Source organism: Microbulbifer regidiadema (SeqCode) (genome assembly GCF_052466995.1).
In genome coordinates this window covers 4,795,001-4,814,971 of sequence record NZ_CP174297.1, presented here as the reverse complement: position 1 = coordinate 4,814,971, position 19,971 = coordinate 4,795,001, and the positions used below count along the sequence as shown (strand labels likewise).

Here is a 19,971-nt window from a genome sequence, read left to right as displayed (position 1 = left end):
TTTATCCAGTGTCAGTAGCGGCTATTCCATAAAAATCCGGGCATCCCTCCCTTTCGCAAGCTTGTGTACCCAGCTGATCGCTACAGCTGGGATCGATCAATCGGCCTATTAAACGCCCAATAAGCCGATTGAGATATTTAGGGCTGGGCCGCTGTTTGGCTGGGCAGCAGTGGGTTACAGTTTTGGATAATCACCCGCCCCTCCAGAATATTGCCCTTGGAATACTCGGTGAAAATACACTGGTTGGTTTTCGGGTTATAATTTTCGATCCACAAATTATCCTCCTTCCAGGTAGCGCCAATGTGCCGGTAACCATCGGGCACAGAGATACGCATAACCCCGCCGAAGCGCTTCACAAACACCTGCTCATAGTGAAAATAGTACGCAAGCCAGCCGCCCAAAAAGAAAACCGCAGCCACGATTGCGCCAACCTTAAGGCTGCCCATACGGCTGCCGACAAAAAGGGCGATGATAACCAGGGAAATAATCGCTGCCCAGTAAAGATAAGTAACCATAAATCTCTTTCTACCGTGAATTGTTACTGTTGTTTATAGGGGCAAGGGTAGCGCAGAACCGCAGCAAACAAAATGGTGCCGGGTTACACCCCCTTACCGCTCACTCCACTTCAGTTCTGTGCCAACTCCGGCAATTTTTCAAACAGCGCCAGGGCCTCAGGGTTGGCCAGGGCCTCCTTATTTTTTACCGGCTTACCCTCCACTACATTGCGCACAGCCAGTTCCACAATTTTACCGCTGATGGTTCTGGGAATATCCGCCACCTGGACCACCTTGGCCGGCACATGTCGCGGGGTGGTATTAGCGCGAATAGTGGTGCGAATTTTCTGGGTCAGCGCTTCATCCAGCTCAATCCCCTCGCGCAGCACCACAAACAGTACTACCCGCACATCGTCCTGCCAGGGCTGGCCGATACAGATACTATCGAGCACTTCCTCGACCTTCTCCACCTGGCGGTAAATCTCTGCGGTGCCAATGCGCACACCACCGGGATTCAGTACCGCATCGGAGCGACCATAAATCACCACGCCGCCGTGTGCGGTAATCTCGGCATAGTCGCCATGGGCCCAGACACCGGGCCAATTTTCAAAGTAGGCCCCGCGATACTTGGCTCCATCGGGGTCATTCCAGAAGCCTATCGGCATACAGGGGAAGGATTTAGAGCAGACCAGCTCACCTTTCTCTGCGAGCACGGCACTGCCCGCATCACTCCAAACCTCTACCGCCATACCCAGACCGCGACACTGTAACTCACCAGCGTAGACCGGCAGTGTAGGGTTGCCCAGGGCGAAACAGGACACGATATCGGTGCCGCCGGAAATGGAGGACAGACAGAGATCCGCTTTTATATCCCGGTAGACATAGCGGAAGCCCTCGTGGGCCAGCGGGGAGCCGGTGGAGAGCACCGCGCGCAGTCTTTCCAGCTTGTGGCTCTCACGCGGCTTACAGCCACTCTTTTCCAGCGCGGCAATATATTTGGCACTGGTACCAAACACACTGATGCCCTCTTCATCGGCCATATCCCAGAGACTTTGCGATGCGGGATAAAACGGTGAGCCATCAAACAACACCAATGTCGCGCCACAAGCCAAGCCGCTCACCAGCCAGTTCCACATCATCCAGCCGCAGGTGGTGAAGTAAAACAGGGTGTCTTCGCGGCGCAGATCGCAGTGCAGGCGGTGCTCCTTCAGGTGCTGGAGCAAAGTGCCCCCCGCGCCATGCACGATACACTTGGGCACACCGGTAGTGCCGGAGGAGTACATGATATACAGCGGGTGATTAAACGCCGTTGGTACAAAGGAGAGCTCGCGAGCGGGCGCCGCAGCTTCGAAAGCTGGCAGTAGTACCGCTTTATCCAGCGGTTCTGCCGCTAGTACCTGAGCGGTTTCCTCCTCCGAACGCGCAACCGGCACCACCACCAGGGCCTCTATCGACTCGATGCGCTGCACGATCTCACGCAGGCGCGGCAGTGAATCGATAACCTTGCCGTTATAGAAATAACCCTCACAGGCAAATAATACTTTCGGCTGCACCTGACCAAAGCGGTCAAAGACCCCGTTGATACCGAAGTCCGGCGAGCAGGAGGTCCAGATAGCACCGAGACTGGTGGTGGCCAACATGGCCACGACGGTGTCGATCACATTGGGCATAAAGCCCGCTACCCGGTCTCCCTCAACAACGCCCTGGGCAACAAGGGCCGCTGACAGGCGCTCCACCCGATCGTACAGCTCCCTGTAGCTCAGCTCGCGGCGGCTGCCGTTTTCCAGGCGCTCGACCAGAGCCGCTTTGTCATCGCGATAGCGCAGCAGGTTCTCGGCAAAGTTCAGGCGTGCCTGTGGGAACCACTGGGCCCCCGGCATAGTATCGCCACTGAGAGTCGTATCGCCCCTATCTGCGGCAATCACCCCGGTGTAATCCCACAACTCCGCCCAGAAAGCTTCCCGGTTATCGACGGACCACTGGTACAGGGCCGCATAATCAGTGAGACCCAGCGAGTACTGCTGATTGACCCTGCGACGAAATTCATCCATCTGGGTGGTGGCAATGGCCTCTGCGCTGGGCTGCCAGAGCGGTTGGGGATTGTCTTTCATTTCAACAGACCTTGTGGCTCATTATTGTGTTGTCGAATCGCCCTCGCGGGCGCAAGGAGAGCAATCATGCCCTGCTCCACGACTTAAAACTATTTTAATCTTCTTTAGGTTTATTAAATAAAAGTTAATATAGCGCGACCGAGCCATCCCCAGGAGCCAGCCGCTGTGAGTGCCACAATTAAACAACTGCGCGCCTTTGTCACCGTGGCCCGCAGCCGCAGTCTGGCCCAGGCCAGCGCCCAGTTGCACACGTCTCAGCCAGCCCTGTCGATTGCCATCCGCAATCTGGAGGATGCCACTGGCGGCCCGCTTTTCAGTCGCGAAGCCCGCCAGCTCACACTCACGCCAGAGGGCAGCGAATTCCTCACCCGCGCCGAACAACTATTGCACAGCTGGGATCAATCCCTGGATGCGGTACAGCAAGCCTTTCGCCTGGAGCGGGGGCAGCTGCGCCTGGCGGTGATTCCCGCCTATGCACTCAACCAACTGCCGCAGTTGTTAGCCGATTTCCACCGCCAGCACCCGCAAATCAATATTCTGTTGGAAGATGTGGTAATGGAGCGGGTAACCCAAGCCGTACAGGATGGCAGGGCGGAGCTGGGTATCAGTTTTCGTCCGGACGATTTGGGCGGACTGGAATTTGTGCCCCTGCACCGGGATCGTTTTATCGCAGTTATGCCACCTCGGCACCCACTGGCGGATAAAGCCAAGGTGCGCTGGAGCGATCTGGCCGACTTTCCGTTTATTGCGATGAATCGCGGCTCAGCGGTAAGGCGCTGGACCGATGAGGCCTTTCAACAAAGCGGTAAAGCTGTCCACTATACCTGCGAAGCCAACCAGCTCAGTACAATCGGCCAGCTGGTGCGCACGGGCATGGGAATCAGCGCGCTACCCAGCTTGTGCGAAGTCCAAGTGCAAGAATATAGACTGGAATGCCGACCACTATCCGCGCCCGTAGTCAGTCAGGAGGTGGGGGTGTTATTAAAGAGCCGTGGCGCCTTGTCCGCACCGGCAACCGCGTTTTTATCTGCGCTCGCCGGCTGAGACTGCCGGGCAGCCGCACTCCTTGTTAGAGTGGTTACTGACCGCTGGTTGCGCGCAACATCCAGGCCGTTTTTTCGTGAACCCGCATACGGTCAGATACCAGGGCAACGGTGGACTCATCTTCACCCGCCTGGGCATCCTTTAAAACATCACGACAGGTTTTGATAACCTGCTCATGCCCTGCGGTAAGGATTTTTACCATTTCTTCCGCCGGTGGCACCTCAACAATTTCCTTAATAGAACTGAGCTGGGCAAAAGCCTGATAAGTACCGGGCGCGGAAACTCCGAGGGTACGAATACGCTCGGCAATATCATCCACCGCAGTGGCCAACTCGTTGTAATGCTCTTCAAACATCAGGTGCAATTCACGGAACAGAGGCCCAGTGACATTCCAGTGGAAATTGTGGGTTTGCAGGTACAAGGTGTAGCTATCTGCCAGCAAGTGCTTTAAACCGGCAGCAATTTTTTCCCGATCATTTTCACTGATACCAATATCAATTTTTTGCATAGTACAAATCCCTCGTCCAAAACTGTTGTCACCGAAATGGTTATAGGGTCATTTTGGTGGCTTTATACGCTTCTCACAAGCTATCGAGTCAATAGCCTATCTATATAGACAAGCCAGGTTTGCAGGGCACGAAAATGGCATAAAAATTTACCTGATCATTGCAGGGGAGGTTTATGGCAGTTTTTTGCCGATAAGAGAGAGGCTGCCAAAATAAAATTATTTATCACCCCCCAATTGAAAGCAGCAATCTCAGACGCCACAAACTGAGCAATGGCTGTGGCTCGGCAGCTGTAAAGCTTGCAAAGCAAAGGCTTCCGTTTCTATTAAGTGCAATTTATTCAAACTCGATACCGGCATATCCAGTAGGTATTTAATTGCCTCTAGGGCCTGCATACTGCCCACCACCCCCAGGGCTGGGCCAATCACACCTGTAGTAGAGCAGTTTTGGACTTCCGCCTCTCCCTGCGGGGGGAATAGGCAGGCATAACAGGGGCCCTTGCCCTCAGAGAAATCAAAACTAATCAGCTGGCCGGAAAACCCCTGCACCGAGGCCATTACCACCGGGCGCCCGGCCCGATAGCAGACCCGGTTAATTGTGTGGCGAATCTCCAGGTTATCAGTGCAGTCCAACACCAAATCCACCTGTTTTACCCGCTCACGCAACCAGGGCTCGCTCGCCATTTGACAGTGGGGGTAAATACGAATGGCGGGGTTGGCCGCGGCCAGTTGCTGAGCCGCCACCACGGCTTTAGATTTGCCCTGATGATTGGTTTTGTACAGCACCTGGCGCTGTAAGTTGGAGAGATCAATATGGTCACCATCCACCAAGTGCAACTCGCCAATACCGGCAGCAGCTAAATACAGTGCGGCCGGGCTGCCGAGCCCGCCCAAGCCAACAATCATGATACGTGCAGACGCCAGTTTTTGCTGCCCCTCCTCACCCACTTGGGGCAGCATAACCTGGCGACTGTAACGCTGTAATTCCTTACTACTTAACACGGCTCTACTTCCGCATGCTTACCTTTCAACAGGACATTAAATTCAGCAATTGCCTGCTTGTAATCTTCCGCTTTAGTAATAGCGCTGACCACGGCAATACTGCCCACGCCGGTAGCGATAACCTCAGCGGCCCGCTGCACATTAATTCCGCCAATAGCCACAAGTGGATAATCGGGCAATAGTGCCGCCATCCGCGCGAGTTTTTGTACACCCTGCAACTGATCCGACATATCCTTGGTGCTGGTCGCATAAATGGCACCAATCGCCAGATAACTGGGGCGATAACGGTAGGCCAACAATAATTCGTAGAAACCGTGGGTACTGATACCCAGTTTCAACCCCGCCGCTTGAATTGCCTGCAAATCAGCAGTCTGTAAATCCTCCTGCCCCAAATGCACACCGTAAGCGCCACACTCGATCGCCAGCTGCCAGTAATCATTGATAAACAGGCGCAGATTATAAGTTCTGCCGATAGCCACTGCCCGCTCAATCTGCTCGCGCAGGTCCTCTCCCGGATTTTTTATCCGCAGCTGTAAAGTGCGCACTCCCCGCTCTGCCAGGCGCTGCAACCACTCCACAGTATCCACGACCGGATATAAACCCAATGCCCGAGAGTCTGTGGCAGCAAACCCCTGAACAGGGGCGCGAGCCGTATCCAGGCCATAATCCGCCGCCCGCTCTTCACCGGGTAGCAATACCTCCGGGAAGTCCATTAAATCCAAAGGCCAGCCGCAGTGGCCTACAGGGCCGGCGCCAGCGCCGATATGTGCATTATTGGCGAGGCGCAGACCGCGCTGTACATAGGCCTTGCCCACAACACAGGCATCCCGCAACGGATAGCCCAGAGCACGGCAGGCGGCAATAGCGGAAGACAGGGTGCAGCCAGTGCCATGTATATCGGTACTCGGTACTTCCCGGCCAATAAACCAGTCGGCCTTGTCGCCGTCCCACAGTAAATCGGCCACTTCGCCCGGCCGCAGCTGCCTGTGGCCACCGGTCACCAGCACCGCAGTATTAGCCCGGGCGTACAACTGGCGCACAGCCTGTACGATAGATTTCGCACCCGCGACACGGGTCCCGCTAAGCCACTCCAGTTCATGTAAATTGGGGGTGATCAGATCGCACTGTGGCAGCAACTGGGCCAACACGGTTGCGGTAATATCCCCTTCTGTAAGCCCCCCTCCGCTGCTGGCAACCGCAACCGGGTCGTAAATAACCGGAACCGGCTGTACCCTTTTCAGCTGGCACAGGAAATCTGCCACGGCCACAACTTGCTCGGCATTGGCCAGCAGCCCGATTTTTATTGCGGCGGGGAATAGGTCTCGCTGTAAAGCCTGTAATTGGGAGGCCAAAACCTCTAGGGCGACAGTGTTAATCGCAGCCACTTCCTGCGTATTCTGTGCGGTATTAGCCGTAATCGCACTGCAACCGTGGCAGCCGAGATCGGCAAAAGTCAGCAGGTCCGCTTGTATACCCGCACCGCCACCAGAGTCGCTGCCGGCAATGGTCCAGACAATCGGTTTTTCCATTTGAAATTGATCGCGCATAAAAATCCTAATCTTGCAGCATGGTCTCTGCCTGCTGCCAGAACGGCATATCCAGGGTGGGGGTGCTGGGGCTGGCTGTCTGACGCCTGAGCATCAAGCCGGCATTAAAGGCGGCGCGCCCGGACTCCACGGCCAGTTTAAAAGCATTAGCCATCAGTACCGGGTGCTGAGCTTTGGCAATAGCGGTATTTAATAACACGGCATCAAAACCCAGCTCCAGCGCTTCTGCCGCCTGTGATGGCGCACCGATGCCGGCGTCGATAATTAACGGTACATCGCTCAAGCGCTCGCGCAGTGTTTGCAGGTTGTATTTATTCAGCAGGCCCTGGCCGGTTCCGATAGGGGCACCCCAGGGCATTAATACCTCGCAGCCCACATCCAAAAGTTTGCGACACAGTACCAGATCATCAGTGCAGTAAGGTAAAACTTTGAAACCGAGTTGAATTAATTCCCGCGCGGCTTCCACCAAACCGAAGGGGTCTGGCTGCAAATTGTAGTCATCGCCGATCACTTCCAATTTGAGCCAATCGGTCTGGAAAATTTCCCGGGACATTTTTGCCAGCTCCACCGCTTCTCGCGGCGATTTGCAGCCGGCGGTATTGGGCAGTAACTGACAACCGGACGCGCGAATATAATCCCAAAATCGATTATCCTGCTGCTGTGCGGGATTTTGCCGGCGCAGGGACAGGGTAATAATTTCCGATGCTGAGGCCTGTATCGATTCGCGCATAATCGCAGGGGATGGGTACAGAGCCGTACCCACTAAAAGCCGGCTGTTAAAGGTTTTTCCGTAAAGCGTTAAAAGATCGCTCACGTTTAACCTCCCACTACTGGGGCAACAATGTCGAGACTATCGCCATTATTGATCTCGGTATTGCGGTATTCTGTCCGGGCGACAAATCCACCATTGAGCGCAACGGCAAACGCCTCTCCGCAATAGCCCAGCTGCTGTAAAAGCGCGGCAAGCTTTATTGGGGACTCATAATTTTGAGTTTCACCATTAATTAATATCTGCATCAAACCACCTGTAACAGTTGTTGTGCCACTTGATTCTCCACCTGCGCCACCACTGCCGGAGCTAAAAGGTAGCCGTGACGGTAGAGGCCATTTACCCGAATTAGCCCATCTTCTCCGTGGATATAAGGCATATTATCCATAGTGGCGGGGCGACAATTTACCCGGGTCTCAATAATACGCGCCTCGGCAAAAGCCGGATTGAGGGAGTAAAGCGCCGAGGAGAGTTCCATACTGGAGCGCACGGAAATGGGCGACAGGTCTTCGCTCTCAATTTCCGTGGCACCAATCACCGTGCGACCATCGCTGCGGGGCACCGCGTAGAGCTTATAGCGCGGGTGGAGCAGACGCACCGGGCGCTGCAAAGCCACCTCCTGGGATTCCACCACCATCACCTCGCCGCGAACACCGCGCAAACCTTCAATCTGCCCCTTGGCGCCGAGACCACGACAGTCGATCACGCAATCAAATTGTTCGCGCTGCGGGGGTAGAGAAATCTGCCCAACTTCGCAACTTACCCTGCTGTTCTCCCGCAAGGTGACGCCACCTCGGCGCAATGCGCTGAGTAACGCGGGCAACAGGCGCTGGTTATCGATATCCGCCTCACCGCGCAGGTAAAGCCCCTGCTCAAAGCTGTGCAGGGCAGGTTCTAAGTTCGCCAGTGCACGGCTATCCAACGGCTGCACCTGCTCCCTAACGGACTCGCCCAATTTCCCCTGTAGCTCCCGCAGGAACTGCAATAGCTCACTTCTGTCCTTGCCGTGGGCCACCAGGATCGAACCCGCTCTGCGGTACTCCACTTGCTGCCCGCTCTGCTGCTCCAACTGCCGGGACCATTCAGACCAAAGCTCCAGGCTCTTCAGTCCCAGGGTGTAAACCTGTTTATCGCAGTGGACCAGTTCAGACAGTGGCGAGATCATACCTGCTGCCGTCCAACAGGCTCCCCCTCCCGCTGCCGACAAGTCACCAGCTTCAAACAGGGTGATATCCAGTTCCCGCTGGCAGAGCCGCCAGGCGAGCAAGCGCCCCAGCAGGCCGCCACCGGCAATCGCTATTTTGGCTTTGCTTGCGCTTGTCACAGACCACCTATCTTCGCAAATCCAAATCGGCACCGAGCGCTAAGCACTATTGACCCAGCGCAGCTGTGCTTCCCGACTTTTGGGGGAGGGCAATCTCCCCCAAAATACTTATCAGCCCTTGTGATAAATCTCACTGCCCATGTCTTTAAATTTAATCGACATTTCCTCCATGCCCTGTGCCGCTTCCTGCTTGGCGGCATAATCGCGCACGTCCTGGGTAATTTTCATCGAGCAGAATTTCGGGCCGCACATGGAACAGAAGTGGGCTACCTTGCCGGATTCCTTCGGCAGGGTTTCATCGTGATAGGCGCGCGCCCGCTCCGGGTCCAAACCGAGATTAAATTGGTCTTCCCAGCGGAATTCAAAGCGGGCCTTTGACAGGGCGTCATCGCGTTTCTGTGCCCGAGGATGCCCCTTGGCCAAGTCTGCTGCATGAGCCGCAATCTTATAGGCCATCAGCCCCTCTTTAACATCCTCTTTGTTGGGTAGACCCAGGTGCTCTTTCGGCGTGACATAGCAGAGCATGGCGCAACCGTAGGTGCCGATCAGCGCGGCACCGATACCGGAGGTAATATGGTCGTAACCGGGGGCGATATCTGTGGTCAATGGGCCGAGGGTGTAGAAAGGAGCGCCGTGGCAGTGCTTCAGCTGCTCATCCATATTCTCTTTAATCTTGTGAATCGCCACATGGCCGGGGCCTTCGATCATGGTCTGGACATCGTGCTTCCAGGCGATTTCGGTCAGTTCGCCAAGCGTGTGCAGTTCGCCAAACTGAGCTTCATCATTGGCGTCGGCAATAGAGCCCGGACGCAGGCCATCACCGAGACTAAAGCTCACATCATAGGCTTTCATAATTTCACAGATTTCCTCAAAGTGGGTGTAGAGGAAATTCTCTTTGTGGTGGGCGAGGCACCACTTGGCCATGATGGAACCACCGCGAGACACAATCCCGGTCATGCGTTTGGCGGTGAGCGGCACATAGCGCAACAGCACACCCGCATGGATGGTAAAGTAATCCACCCCCTGCTCCGCCTGCTCGATCAAGGTATCTCGGAAAACATCCCAGTTAAGATCTTCGGCAATTCCGTTGACCTTCTCCAGCGCTTGGTAAATTGGCACAGTACCGATGGGCACCGGTGAGTTGCGCAGAATCCATTCGCGGGTTTCATGGATATTGGCACCGGTAGACAGATCCATCACCGTATCCGCCCCCCACTTGGTAGACCAAACCAGCTTTTCCACTTCCTCTTCAATGGAAGAAGTCACAGCGGAATTACCAATATTTGCATTCACCTTGCACAGGAAGTTGCGCCCGATAATCATCGGCTCCACTTCCGGGTGATTAATATTCGCAGGGATAATCGCCCGCCCTTCGGCCACTTCCCGGCGCACAAATTCCGGGGTGATTTGCTCGGGAATATAAATACCATCACGTGCCTTCTGGTATTCACTCTCACCCATTTCCGCCGCCACTTTGGCCCGCCCCATATTCTCGCGCACTGCGACAAATTCCATCTCTGGGGTGATAATGCCACGGCGGGCATAGTGCATCTGCGATACATTCTGCCCCTGCTTGGCCCGGCGAGGACTGGGTAGGTTTTCAAAGCGAATATGGTCCAGCCCCTGATCCGCCATGCGTTTCTGGCTGTAGGCCGCCTGGCGAGAGTCCAATTTCTCAGTATCTTCGCGAGCCTCTACCCAACCCTGGCGCAGCTTGGGCAGTCCCTCGCGGACATCCACGTTGAAATTGGGCTCGGAGTAAGGGCCCGAAGTATCGTAAATGGTGAGGGGCTCATTGGGTTCCAACAGCGGATTCTCTGCGTCCCCGCCAACCACACTGTCCCCCAGACAAATCTGGCGGGCACCCACCTGAATACCGGGTGTTTCACCGGGTAAATACACCTTACTCGAATTGGGGAAAGACTGAACAGTGAGGTTCTCAAGGAACTCTTTCGCGGAATCGCGACTGGCAGCGCGGGAAGATTTTCCGACTTTACTGGATTGTTCAATGATCTCGGACATGCGTAACCTTAAAGCTTGAAAATTTAAAGGTCGCAGCGTCCAGGGCGCACACAAAGAGAAAAGCCGCCAAACTGTAAAAAACAGGCGACTTCAGATCTTGTTCCCTACGCGGGGGTTACCCCGATCAGGTTCAACGGATCTCGCAACAGCGATCTCAGCCCACAGGCACTCCGACAAGCAGAGCGCAGTATAGTGGAAGCTTCAAAGGATGAACAGGCGGCGTAAAAGTCCTCTAAAAAATTAGGCCGTTGTGAGGCTACAAAAAATAGAGCGATGTTATTGACGTCAAAACTCCGACGGACTTCAATTTATTGAAATCTGACCAGGAAGTCTAAAGCATTCACTGCTCATAATTTCTGAGCGCGTCCTACACTCCCTCACGTTTACCGTAGCAGCGAAAAAAATGATAACAATTTACGGCGAAAGTCGGTGTGGGAGAAAATAGCGTGTGGAATAAATATAGAGTTTTAGTAACCTTAAGTTTTTTGTGTATTCTGCCAATACAGACAGTGATGGCGGGGCCCTCTAAGTCTGTCGCTGCTGGCGACAGTATTACCATGGCATTCGGTGCAGACTGTACCCGCAATAAGTATTTCTGGGATCTATTTTGCCTTCTCGGCGGCGACCAGCCCGAGCACTCCTGGTTTGATGGCGATGATGAGTCAGTGGAGAGTGTCTATGATAAATATATGATCAACTCCCTCAGTATGATTGCCAATAAAAATGCTGCGGAATCCGGTGCAGAAATGCGTGATGGAGGAGACAATTTCTCGGCCCAAGCCGATCGGATTCTCTCCCAGAAAAATTTGGCCGATCATGTCGAAGTGATACTGGGAGGCAATGATATCTGCAATCGGGAGTGCGTCGACCCAGCTAACTGTAAAGATCCACTCTATACCGATAGTGAGTGGCGATCGGCAGTTCGCGCGGGGCTGGATAAGCTGGTCGATGGGCTCCCCAACGGCTCAACCATTGTTCTCGGCTCGGTACCCCGTGTACACGATCTCCGTGCCGCTGGCCTGGATAAGCAGAGCGAGGATTCCCGGGTAGACTGCGAGAGCGTCTGGTCAACCTTCGGGATCTGTCGCATCGCAACTAACGGCGGCAGTATGAATGGGGAGAGTTACGCAACCCGCTATAACGCTATAGGCGCAGCCCAACAGCGCTATAACGAAATCCTTGCTGAGGAGGCGCATAGCTACAATGGCACAAATGGCGTCGAAGTTGTTGCTGAATATACCGGCGAAAATAAATTAAATGCTGGCACTTTCCAATTTAACAAAGATGATATCGACGGAGGCGACTGCTTCCATCCCAGTATTCAAGGGCAAAATATCGTTGCCGACCTGTTGTGGCAGGGAAACCCAGATAAATAATTAATTTTTTCTGCTCGGTAAATTGGGGCCCGCAATAAAATTATAGCGGGCCCAGCTTAAATTACTCCTCGGAGTTCTCTTCAAAGTAACCAAGCTCTTCAACCACATACTGCAATCGATGTGGCAAACCTTTTCTCATAAAAGCGACATCAATAACCTTACCACTGGTAAGGGCATTCCACAGCTCATTCTGACCACTGTGAACCCAGCTATCGTTAACTCTCAACAGTACATCATTTTCCTCAAAGCCAAGTGCAGTAAAGAACTCATTGTCAGCCACGCCCTCCAAGCGCATCAAGTGGTGACCCTCAACCTCCAGCTCCGCTTTAATAAACTTAGCCTCAAGGGCCTCACGCTGCTCCAGCTGCTGCGCTAACCACGCTTGCCCAAGGGTCAATACCCCATCTGGATCAATAAGCTTTTTACCCTGTGCACCTTGAGGCTGTTCAATACGCTGGCGCAGTGACTCATCGTGCTGGAGGGAAGAAGTTAAAGGAATAACATTTTGACCTTCACCCTTCAGAGGTAAACGTTCAACCGTGCCTCGATTATCAATAACGGCATACCCCTCCTGTAAACGCTTTAAACTAACCTCCTTAAGAAGTGCTTGTCCCGGGAAGAAATACTGAGCCCTCTGCCCCTCCACCTCAATTAAAGCCCTGGACTTACTCTCCACACTCGACTTGCTAATACCCACCAGAGCAAGGGGAAGATTTGTTACGGGCAACCTGTCTTTATTATTTTTTGTCTGTATCCATGCATGATCTTGTTTGGGGTCTATATCGAGTTTGACCAACTCCTTTTCTATCCAATAAGCATACTGCTTAAAAGGTCGCTTTCCTTTTAGATACAGTCCATTTATAAACACAATCGGTACATTTTGAAGGCCCAGCTGTAAGGCTATATCCTGATCTTGTAGTACTAAATCTCTGTAGCCGCCCTCTTCTATACAGCTCACAAAGCGATTGCCATCCATTAATAAATGCCTGGCTGTCTGAGAGTAGGTTTCAGCGCCCAAATCGGGAGTTTTTGTATATAGAGCATCATGATATTCCCAGAAAATACCCTGCTCAGCGGCACATCGCGCAGAAGTCGCAGCCCTGATACCCTCCCGATGAAATTTCAATGGAAAATCGAAATTTACCTGGCGTACCCAGCCGGGATATTTATTTAATAACTGTCTCAGCATAGGCTGAAAAGACTTGCAGTGGGGGGATTGGTAGGAGCAAAAAACCGCAATAGTTACCGGTGCTTCGGGGTTACCCCTGACACTCCTGCCCTCGTAGGGGAGCTCTATACGCGGTGGTTCAGGAACAGGCAAAAGAATCTCAATATCTTTACCTACCTCTGTGGTTTTCGCAATTATTTCCTGTAATTTGTTGAGACGCAGTTTATGCTCCATTTCCGCAATATCGTGTAAAACAAACTGAAGGTTGCCATCTAGCTCTCCTACAGTAATTTCCTCACCATCAATCCTTGCAGCAATACTTTTCTGAGTAACTTTTTCTGCCCCTACAGTAACTTTTCCTGCCACCCTAGTAACTTCCACATCCTTGGAGCAACCACTAATGACACCCAGGCTCCCAACAGCCATTAATATGATTAAAGTACGCCCTATCCCACTCACAGGTAATTCTCCTTTTACCGGTTTTGACCAATCTTACCCGCCATTTCTCATTTCAGTCGCTTACAGTACGCTTTGCCCAAGCTCCATTCAAAAAATGAGAACCAGGCAAGTTTTTTTGGCAGCTAAGCTAACCCCTATTCCAGAGAAGAAATCCCCCCCAGACTAACCGTGAATGATTTAGCAAATCCATTCAATCCTGAACTTACTGCCCCTCCCACATAGACTTACCTTTAGCCGCCCACGGACGAAGTTATAAAATCAAGCGAATGACTAGATCATATCGAAATATGTAAAAAGAGCTGTTGATAAAAAATACCCACACAAGAAACGACAAATCGCCTACAAGAAGCAGCTGGCTGGACAAAATCAAGCCGCTATCCGTGATGATTGGAAATACTTGTAGAAGCGACAGCAAGAGCAGGGAATCAACAGTCAACTTGTAGGTGATCGACTTAGCTGTACTACAATTAATCAATGGTGCTCGACTAGAAACTTATTGCTTGAGTTACTGATACAACTACGGCAATAGATGAGAACACCGCGATATCGCTACTGTTTAATACCGTTATCTGAATTTACCGCCAGCTTACTGGCCTTAGAAAATAGATGGACAGATTAAGCACACTAATTACAGGCATTCTCAACAAAAAACCCACACCAGGTCACTTTTTTACATTCCGCAACAAAAGATCTAACCAATTAAAAGTGACCCCGGAGAGGGTGTTGACTTTTACTTCCCGAAATACACCTCCATCTCATTGCCATAAATGTCTGCTGTGAATTAATGAAGCAAAACCAACATACCTTTAAAAAATTATCTGAAATACAAGAGCTACAACAAATACAACTCGTTGTTGGCGGCTTTGGCTTTATAGGCCAATACTTGACCTGGGGACTATTAAAAAAAGGGTTTAATGTAGTTTTGATCGCTCGCAATGAAACCTATAATCGAGTCGAGCAACTAAAGCAGAACAACAGCATAGTCAACCCCCTCTATAAGGTTTCAAAGAGTGATTTTGATCGACTCACAGTCATATTAGGTGATCTGAATAAGCCAAACTTTGGTTTATCTGCGAAACCTTATAGACAGCTATGTTCTCTGCATATTGGCGCCATATGGAATAGTGCCGCTGACATGCACTATAGCTATAGTAATTTGCAGAAAAGCATAAATACTAATGTTATCGGTGTAAATCGGTTAATCGACATTGCTACAACAGCTAAATGTCGGCTCAATCAAATATCGACCGCCTTTATTGCCGGCAAGGCTTATGCCAATGGAGTAGCTATAGAGGAAACCCTCTATCGACCGAACAAATTTTTTAATGCTTATGATTATACAAAAAACATCGCAGAGAATTTAATCGCAGAGTCAAAAGACCTGGAATACACCATCTACAGACCAACCATTGTCTTAGGGGATTCTGTGAGCGGTTACACAAATTCTCAGTTGGGCTACTATGAGTATGTGAGACTGCTAAATCAATTAAAAGAGCAAAACATACAAATTCCCATCCACCTAAAATATCTTTCAGGCAGTTTTATCAATGTCATACCTGTTGATATCTGCTGTGAAGCCATATTAAAAATTTCAGGTAATCATGAAAGCACAAAAAACCAGTACTTTAACATTGCCGACTCAAACCCGATGACAGTCGATAAATTCATTAAATTCAATCGTGATTACTTTAAACTAGACCTAAGACAATCTCAGCATGAGCGCAAAGTATTAAACAATCTATCTGAAAAGGAAAAAAATGTACTTGAGAGTATTAGCGCTGCGCAAAATGCACCCTTTCTAAACAGTGACTTCAGGTTTTGCAGCAGTAACAGTCAAAGAGTGTTAGGTCGCCCTATCCAGAACCAATGGCGCAATAGCAAGAGCTATCTAAGCAAAATTGTAGATTATTTTTTAACCCAAGCAAGCTAGCAGTAAAAGCAGTCCAACCAAACATATCATGAACAAACCCAATGACATATTACTTTCTGATTACGCAGAAAGGATTAGTTACTCAGGGCCAAATGAAGATTCCAGATCCGAATTGAAGGCCCTGAATATCAATGAGAACGATAGTGTTTTATGTATTACTGGCGGCGGAGATCGTGTCTTAAGCCTCCTATTGGGCAAACCCAAAAAAATAACCGCTATTGACTTAAACCCCTGCCAAAACTACCTTTTGGAACTAAAAATAGCCGGGATACAGGCACTAAATCATGAGGAATTTTTGAGCTTCTCAGGCATCCTCCCATGCCAGGAAAGGCAAAACACTTATAACGAAATAAAACACCTACTATCAAAAAAAGCAGAACTATTTTGGGCAGAGAACAAAGCCATCATTGAAAAAGGCTTTATCTATGAGGGCGCTTTCGAAAAGCACTTCAAACTAATCAGTGTAATTATTAAAGCTATCCGCCCCAACAAAATAAAAACCCTAACCAGCCTAAACAATATTGAAGATCAACGTGAATTTGTTAGGAGCCAGTGGAACACCCCTGCATGGAAAACATTTTTACAGTTTCTTACCAACAAGTATTTCTTTAAGTTTTTTCTTAAAGATCCGGGATTCTACCAACACATCCCTCAAGCAATATCGGTTTCCGAATACCTATTGGGCAGAATGGATCACTCCCTAATGAACCATCTAGTCCTTGATAATTTCTTTATGACATTTCTGCTAACCGGAAAATATAACCCCGAGCAAGGATTGCCCCTATACTTAGAAAAAAACAACTACCCCCTAATTAAGGGTGCGCTAGATAACACGACCATAGAAATGGTAACGTCGCCACTAGAACAACATTTATACAACTCAAAAAGCAAAATTGATAAATTTTCAATTTCTGATGTTTCCGCTTACCTCAATGAAGAGAGCTTTGTTTCGCTACTGGATTCAATATATTTAGCCGGCAGTGAGAATAGCATCTTATGCATGCGCCACTTCATCACGAAAAGAGAAATTCCAGATACTATAAGAAATAAATTTTCCTTCAATTCAGCTCTCGAAAAAGAGCTAAACCATAGCGATATATCCTTTGTTTATAGCTTTAATGTTGGGGTGAAATGTGAGCGCCCATTTACCTAACGTCTTATCGGTGAATCCCACTAAGGGAGCTAGTGTTGCTCCCCAGCCTATTCCCCAGCCTATAGAGCTCTTAAACGTAACAAGCTAATACCTAGGGGGCAGCGTATAACTCAGATAGCGACAAAGACCCTGTATGCTAGAAAAAGCATTTATCGATATTTTTCAGGTAGAAAAAAGGGCCACCCTATTAGATGAGCCTTTTGGGAATTGGAAGTCTGGTAAACCCCTGCACCGCTTTAGACTGTCACAGGCACAGCTATCCTACCTCCAACCCAACGAGTTATCGGCTACAGCGACCTACACTGTATGGCGAGCAGTGCTCGCCACCCTGCGGGCGCCTTCGGCGTACCAAGCTGGCACCTTCGGTGCACCGCTTGTCACATGGCAGCGCAGGCGCTGCGAGGTAGTAAAAATATTTCACCGTATCCAAAAAAACAAAACCCCCGCAGGTTTCCCTGCGGGGGTTTCTTTTTTAGAAGCCTGACGATGACCTACTCTCACATGGGGAAACCCCACACTACCATCGGCGATGTTGCGTTTCACTTCTGAGTTCGGCAAGGGATCAGGTGGTTCCACAACTCTATGGTCGTCAGGCAAACTGGCTTGGGTTGGCGTTGGTCTTATAAGCAATCTGCTTGGCCTGCCGCGTTATCGCTGTTTGCCTCGGTCATTATTGACCGGCGATAACCCCAAATAAGTCGGTAAAACAATCTGTAGTAATACACCGCAAGCGATTATTGTGTGTCTTTCATTCCACAATCCGCTAGCTTGCGCTAGTCGTTAGTAACCATCTCTGTTGTATGGTCAAGCCGCACGGGCAATTAGTACTGGTTAGCTCAACGCCTCACAACGCTTCCACACCCAGCCTATCAACGTGGTAGTCTTCCACGGCCCTTCAGGAGGCTCAAGGCCTCAGGGAGATCTTATCTTGAAGGAGGCTTCCCGCTTAGATGCTTTCAGCGGTTATCCCGTCCGAACATAGCTACCCGGCAATGCCACTGGCGTGACAACCGGAACACCAGAGGTTCGTTCACTCCGGTCCTCTCGTACTAGGAGCAACTCTTCTCAAATCTCCAACGCCCACGGCAGATAGGGACCGAACTGTCTCACGACGTTCTAAACCCAGCTCGCGTACCACTTTAAATGGCGAACAGCCATACCCTTGGGACCGGCTTCAGCCCCAGGATGTGATGAGCCGACATCGAGGTGCCAAACACCGCCGTCGATGTGAACTCTTGGGCGGTATCAGCCTGTTATCCCCGGAGTACCTTTTATCCGTTGAGCGATGGCCCTTCCATACAGAACCACCGGATCACTATGACCTACTTTCGTACCTGCTCGACATGTCTGTCTCGCAGTCAAGCGCACTTATACCATTATGCTCATTGCATGATTTCCGACCATGCTGAGTGCACCTTCGTACTCCTCCGTTACTCTTTGGGAGGAGACCGCCCCAGTCAAACTACCCACCATACACTGTCCTCGATCCGGATAACGGACCAGAGTTAGAACCTCAAACATACCAGGGTGGTATTTCAAGGACGGCTCCACAGTAACTAGCGTTACTGCTTCAAAGCCTCCCACCTATCCTACACAAGTAGGCTCAAAGTTCAGTGCAAAGCTGTAGTAAAGGTTCACGGGGTCTTTCCGTCTAGCCGCGGGTACACTGCATCTTAACAGCGATTTCAATTTCACTGAGTCTCTGGTGGAGACAGCGTGGCCATCGTTACGCCATTCGTGCAGGTCGGAACTTACCCGACAAGGAATTTCGCTACCTTAGGACCGTTATAGTTACGGCCGCCGTTTACCGGGGCTTCGATCAAGAGCTTCGCCGAAGCTAACCCCATCAATTAACCTTCCGGCACCGGGCAGGCGTCACACCGTATACGTCCTCTTACGAGTTTGCACAGTGCTATGTTTTTAATAAACAGTCGCAGCCACCTGGTCACTTCGACCGGCCTCAGCTTAGGGAGCAAGTCCCATCACCAAAACCGGCGTACCTTCTCCCGAAGTTACGGTACCATTTTGCCTAGTTCCTTCACCAGAGTTCTCTCAAGCGCCTTGGTATTCTCTACCTGACCACCTGTGTCGGTTTAGAGTACGATTCACTATTACCTGAAGCTTAGAAGTTTTTCCTGGAAGCAGGGCATCAACCACTTCACCCACTAAGTGGGCTTCGTCATCAGCTCTCAGCCTTCTCATTAAAGAGTATGACCCGGATTTGCCTAAGTCATAAGCCTACAACCTTAAACATGGACAACCAATCGCCATGCCGGCCTAGCCTTCTCCGTCACTCCGTCGCAGTAATAGCGAGTACAGGAATATTAACCTGTTTCCCATCGACTACGGCTTTCGCCCTCGCCTTAGGGGTCGACTAACCCTGTCCCGATTAGCGTTGGACAGGAACCCTTGGTCTTCCGGCGGGGGGGTTTTTCACCCCCCTTATCGTTACTCATGTCAGCATTCGCACTTGTGATACCTCCAGCAGACCTCCCGATCCACCTTCAACGGCTTACACAACGCTCCTCTACCATGCTAATAAATTAGCATCCGCAGCTTCGGTTATCAGTTTGAGCCCCGGTATATCTTCCGCGCAGGCCGACTCGACTAGTGAGCTATTACGCTTTCTTTAAAGGATGGCTGCTTCTAAGCCAACCTCCTAGCTGTCTGGGCCTTCCCACATCGTTTCCCACTTAACTGATATTTGGGACCTTAGCTGGCGGTCTGGGTTGTTTCCCTTTCCACGACGGACGTTAGCACCCGCCGTGTGTCTCCCGCGATTGCACTCCTCGGTATTCGGAGTTTGCATGGGGTTGGTAAGTCGGGATGACCCCCTAGCCCAAACAGTGCTCTACCCCCGAGGGTGAGACGCGAGGCGCTACCTAAATAGCTTTCGAGGAGAACCAGCTATCTCCCGGCTTGATTAGCCTTTCACTCCGATCCACAGGTCATCCCCTAATTTTTCAACATTAGTGGGTTCGGTCCTCCAGTTGATGTTACTCAACCTTCAACCTGCCCATGGATAGATCGCCGGGTTTCGGGTCTATTGCCTGCAACTAAACGCCCT

Annotated in this window: 14 protein-coding genes, 2 rRNA genes and 1 riboswitch (1 of these 17 running past the window's edge); of the genes, 4 read left to right on the top strand and 12 right to left on the bottom strand. The window is 51.0% G+C overall.

Annotated features, from left to right (window positions below; translation table 11 throughout):
• Positions 1-137: 137 nt before the first annotated feature.
• Together ACJJIK_RS21115 and ACJJIK_RS21110 are read right to left on the bottom strand one after the other, a co-directional pair.
• Positions 138-515, bottom strand: a complete 378-nt coding sequence (locus ACJJIK_RS21115) for a hypothetical protein (RefSeq protein WP_444943768.1) — start codon at positions 513-515, stop codon at positions 138-140.
• 110 nt (positions 516-625) lie between these two features.
• The gene (locus ACJJIK_RS21110; RefSeq protein ID WP_444943767.1) at positions 626-2,605 is read right to left on the bottom strand and encodes an acetoacetate--CoA ligase; all 1,980 of its coding nucleotides are present in this window, start codon (positions 2,603-2,605) and stop codon (positions 626-628) included.
• 165 nt (positions 2,606-2,770) lie between these two features.
• Between ACJJIK_RS21110 and ACJJIK_RS21105 the strand changes: the two genes are divergently transcribed.
• Positions 2,771-3,649 carry a LysR substrate-binding domain-containing protein gene (locus ACJJIK_RS21105; protein WP_444943766.1) on the top strand — a complete coding sequence of 293 codons (879 nt, stop codon included), beginning with the start codon at positions 2,771-2,773 and terminating at the stop codon, positions 3,647-3,649.
• Between the two features lie 34 nt (positions 3,650-3,683).
• On the opposite strand, the gene ACJJIK_RS21100 is transcribed toward ACJJIK_RS21105, so the two are convergent.
• From ACJJIK_RS21100 to thiC, 7 genes are all read right to left on the bottom strand, one after another.
• Entirely contained in the window at positions 3,684-4,157 is a 474-nt protein-coding gene (locus ACJJIK_RS21100) for a Dps family protein (protein WP_444930177.1), read from the bottom strand.
• A gap of 249 nt (positions 4,158-4,406) precedes the next feature.
• Positions 4,407-5,156: a HesA/MoeB/ThiF family protein gene (locus tag ACJJIK_RS21095; RefSeq protein WP_444943765.1), complete on the bottom strand. Its 750-nt coding sequence runs from the start codon at positions 5,154-5,156 to the stop codon at positions 4,407-4,409.
• On the bottom strand, positions 5,150-6,703 hold the full coding sequence (thiE, locus tag ACJJIK_RS21090; protein WP_444943764.1) for a thiamine phosphate synthase: 1,554 nt from the start codon (positions 6,701-6,703) through the stop codon (positions 5,150-5,152). The genes ACJJIK_RS21095 and thiE overlap by 7 nt, the downstream gene beginning before the upstream one ends.
• 7 nt (positions 6,704-6,710) lie before the next feature.
• A complete protein-coding gene (locus ACJJIK_RS21085) occupies positions 6,711-7,517 on the bottom strand; it encodes a thiazole synthase (RefSeq protein WP_444943763.1) in 807 nt (268 codons plus the stop codon).
• A 2-nt stretch (positions 7,518-7,519) separates the two neighbouring features.
• On the bottom strand, positions 7,520-7,720 hold the full coding sequence (gene thiS, locus ACJJIK_RS21080; protein ID WP_444930173.1) for a sulfur carrier protein ThiS: 201 nt from the start codon (positions 7,718-7,720) through the stop codon (positions 7,520-7,522).
• Entirely contained in the window at positions 7,720-8,796 is a 1,077-nt protein-coding gene (gene thiO / locus ACJJIK_RS21075) for a glycine oxidase ThiO (protein ID WP_444943762.1), read from the bottom strand. Before thiO ends, thiS begins: the two co-directional genes overlap by 1 nt.
• A gap of 111 nt (positions 8,797-8,907) precedes the next feature.
• A complete protein-coding gene (gene thiC, locus ACJJIK_RS21070) occupies positions 8,908-10,818 on the bottom strand; it encodes a phosphomethylpyrimidine synthase ThiC (protein ID WP_444943761.1) in 1,911 nt (636 codons plus the stop codon).
• A gap of 84 nt (positions 10,819-10,902) precedes the next feature.
• A riboswitch (TPP riboswitch) is annotated at positions 10,903-11,001 on the bottom strand.
• A 329-nt stretch (positions 11,002-11,330) separates the two neighbouring features.
• Between thiC and ACJJIK_RS21065 the strand changes: the two genes are divergently transcribed.
• Positions 11,331-12,194, top strand: a complete 864-nt coding sequence (locus ACJJIK_RS21065; RefSeq protein WP_444930170.1) for an SGNH/GDSL hydrolase family protein — start codon at positions 11,331-11,333, stop codon at positions 12,192-12,194.
• Between the two features lie 61 nt (positions 12,195-12,255).
• Here the strand turns inward: ACJJIK_RS21065 and ACJJIK_RS21060 are convergent, their stop codons facing one another.
• On the bottom strand, positions 12,256-13,728 hold the full coding sequence (locus ACJJIK_RS21060) for a thioredoxin domain-containing protein (RefSeq protein WP_444943760.1): 1,473 nt from the start codon (positions 13,726-13,728) through the stop codon (positions 12,256-12,258).
• An 877-nt stretch (positions 13,729-14,605) separates the two neighbouring features.
• On the opposite strand from ACJJIK_RS21060, the gene ACJJIK_RS21055 reads away from it, so the two are divergent.
• Entirely contained in the window at positions 14,606-15,751 is a 1,146-nt protein-coding gene (locus ACJJIK_RS21055; protein ID WP_444943759.1) for an SDR family oxidoreductase, read from the top strand.
• A gap of 28 nt (positions 15,752-15,779) precedes the next feature.
• Positions 15,780-16,904: a DUF3419 family protein gene (locus ACJJIK_RS21050; RefSeq protein ID WP_444943758.1), complete on the top strand. Its 1,125-nt coding sequence runs from the start codon at positions 15,780-15,782 to the stop codon at positions 16,902-16,904.
• Positions 16,905-17,382: 478 nt separating this feature from the next.
• Here ACJJIK_RS21050 and rrf read toward each other — a convergent pair.
• Positions 17,383-17,498, bottom strand: a 5S ribosomal RNA gene (gene rrf, locus ACJJIK_RS21045).
• Positions 17,499-17,704: 206 nt separating this feature from the next.
• Positions 17,705-19,971 (bottom strand): 23S ribosomal RNA (locus ACJJIK_RS21040) (it continues 629 nt past the right edge of the window).